We start from the raw sequence: 2,139 nt of genomic DNA, 5'->3' as shown, positions 1-2,139 counted from the left end.
GGGTGTAGCGTCAGAGCCTTCTGCTTTGTTCGATAGCGTCATAGCTTTCTCAATTTTTCCGGATGCCAAATGCAGCGTTACGAGTTTTTCCATCTTGATCTCTAAGCGCTCGCGAGGTTTCCTTGGGAGCAAACACTAGTTTCCAGCAGCGTTCGGTACAAAAGACGTCGTCGTAACCATCGGGTCCGAACGCCTTGAGCTGGCTTGCGTACGCTTTGACAGCACGGCGTTTTGCGGCGCGACGCACGAGTTCGTGGTCGGGGTGCACCAAGCCGAAGGGGATCACGAGCGTACGAGCGCCATGGCGGCGAAGTGCGTGGTCGAGCGCCTGCGCGATGGCCTCCTGGGTGGGGGCATGGGCGAGCGGAACGAACGGAACATATTGTGCGTCGAGAAAATCGCCGCGCTCGGGGACGGCAGTTAGGATGTCAAGCGCCCGGTCGTCTTCCAGCGAACGTGCTTGCGTTGCGTGGGTGGCGTTGTCGAAGCTGCAGCGCAGGTCCCATTCCGTAGTGACGTCCGCCGCGGGGCAACCGGAGCAGACGGTGTAGACGACCGTCCCTGGATGAGCGGCAAGCATTGCGCCGCAACTGAAGACGGCGTCGTTGAAATGCGGCGACATTACCAGCGGACGAGCAAAGATATCGGACACGGCGTTTGATCGAGAGATGATGCTGCCCGAAAGAGCAAAACGCGTGCCCGGGGTCCGCGTCTTGCGTGCGTTCGATTCAGCTTGTCCAATACTCCCGGCCGCGAGCCTGGCTGCTCTGTTTATTTGTTGGTCCACCTATCAGCCTCTAGGCCCATTAACCTTTGGCGACTGCCGCCAGTGCGGAAGCGATCCACAAAAGAACTTCCGAACTAGGTGCGCCAGCACTTATGGATCTCTTCGCCGTGGTCAGACTCAGCCCCTAAGGGCGTATGTTTTGTGCCCCTTCGGCTCTGCGCCGGCGGCGGCAGCAGAGACCTTATTGGCCGCTTAAGCATACGAGGCATCGTCCGCTGGGCCGTGCCGTCCGCGTGCATCGATATCAAAGCCCTTGTTATCGAGGCATCTCAAATCTGCGCCAGCTCTCTCCTCCAGCATCGGGCGCACCTGTGCCCGGTCAAAAGACGCTCCGGCTCGCACACTTCATCGAAGCATTTGCGGCCAACACAAAGCGATGTTTTGTGTGGGCAACCACTTGACGTCGACCAAAAACCAGCCTATAACCATCTCACTGGATGGCATATGGAAGGAAATTGATGATTGAAATTGTCAAACGTGAAGCATCGCGGCCGCGCGGCGGCGAGACTGAGAAGATCACGATCAATCTCAGTCCGATTGATCTCGGTCAGATTGATCTACTAGTGGAGGAGGGTTTTTATTCGAACCGTACGGATTTGATCCGCAATGCGATTCGAAATCAGCTCGCCATCCACGCGCAGGTCGTTAAGGAAACGGTGACGCGGCGCGCGCTGGTTCTCGGTCTGCAGCACTTCTCAAAACGAGACTTGGAAGCGACGCTTGCGGCGAACGAACGCCTGAACATTCAGGTGTTAGGACTGGCCAGCATTGCGACCGACGTCACTCCCGAACTGGCACTCGCGACAATCGAATCGATTGTCGTCTTGGGTGCCTTCCATGCATCGCCCGCAGTCAAGGCGGCGCTCGCTGACAGGGTCAGTTAGCCGCCCACCGCACAAATGAAACTGGACAAGACCATGAAACTCAATGAAGGTTTTTTGAACTCAATGCAGGATGCGATGACGCTCCTGCGTACCAGCGGCCCGCTCGAAGCGACTGAAGCGATTCAGCGTGCGCTCAACGGCGGCGCACCCTCTTCGACACCGCGCGACTCCGTCGCGGCGGAGCTCGCTCGCGGTCCGGACAACGCGCCCGCCATCGATCATTTAGCTTCGCTCATGGCGAAGTTCACGCGCCAAAATGGCGAGCATTGGGCGCCCAGGACCGCCGAAGTGGAAGACTCCGGGAATTTCAGCACACGCTCCTATGCCAACGCCGCAGGCCAGCGTCAGTACAAGCTATATGTACCAAGCGGATACGATGGTGCGCCTGTGCCGCTCGTTGTGATGCTGCACGGTTGTACCCAAAACGCTGACGACTTCGCCATTGGCACGCAGATGAACGCGTTTGCC

3 protein-coding genes are annotated in these 2,139 nt (G+C 58.2%); 2 read left to right on the top strand and 1 reads right to left on the bottom strand.

The window, feature by feature from the left end:
• Window positions 1–49: 49 nt before the first annotated feature.
• Entirely contained in the window at window positions 50–652 is a 603-nt protein-coding gene (locus WCA53_RS14440; protein WP_423911366.1) for a PIG-L family deacetylase, read from the bottom strand.
• 593 nt (window positions 653–1,245) lie between these two features.
• On the opposite strand from WCA53_RS14440, the gene WCA53_RS14435 reads away from it, so the two are divergent.
• Together WCA53_RS14435 and WCA53_RS14430 are read left to right on the top strand one after the other, a co-directional pair.
• The gene (locus WCA53_RS14435) at window positions 1,246–1,671 is read left to right on the top strand and encodes a CopG family transcriptional regulator (protein ID WP_423911364.1); all 426 of its coding nucleotides are present in this window, start codon (window positions 1,246–1,248) and stop codon (window positions 1,669–1,671) included.
• A 33-nt stretch (window positions 1,672–1,704) separates the two neighbouring features.
• On the top strand, window positions 1,705–2,139 hold a 435-nt coding region (locus tag WCA53_RS14430), incomplete at its 3' end, for a PHB depolymerase family esterase (protein ID WP_423911362.1).

It is taken from the genome of Caballeronia sp. (genome assembly GCF_049581465.1).
Classification (GTDB): domain Bacteria; phylum Pseudomonadota; class Gammaproteobacteria; order Burkholderiales; family Burkholderiaceae; genus Caballeronia.
This window is presented reverse-complemented; position numbering and strand designations above follow the sequence as displayed.

Bases quoted from the DNA above. Each gene is read 5' to 3' on its own strand.
- WCA53_RS14435 (WP_423911364.1), top strand. From the start codon at position 1,246: ATGATTGAAATTGTCAAACGTGAAGCATCGCGGCCGCGCGGCGGCGAG.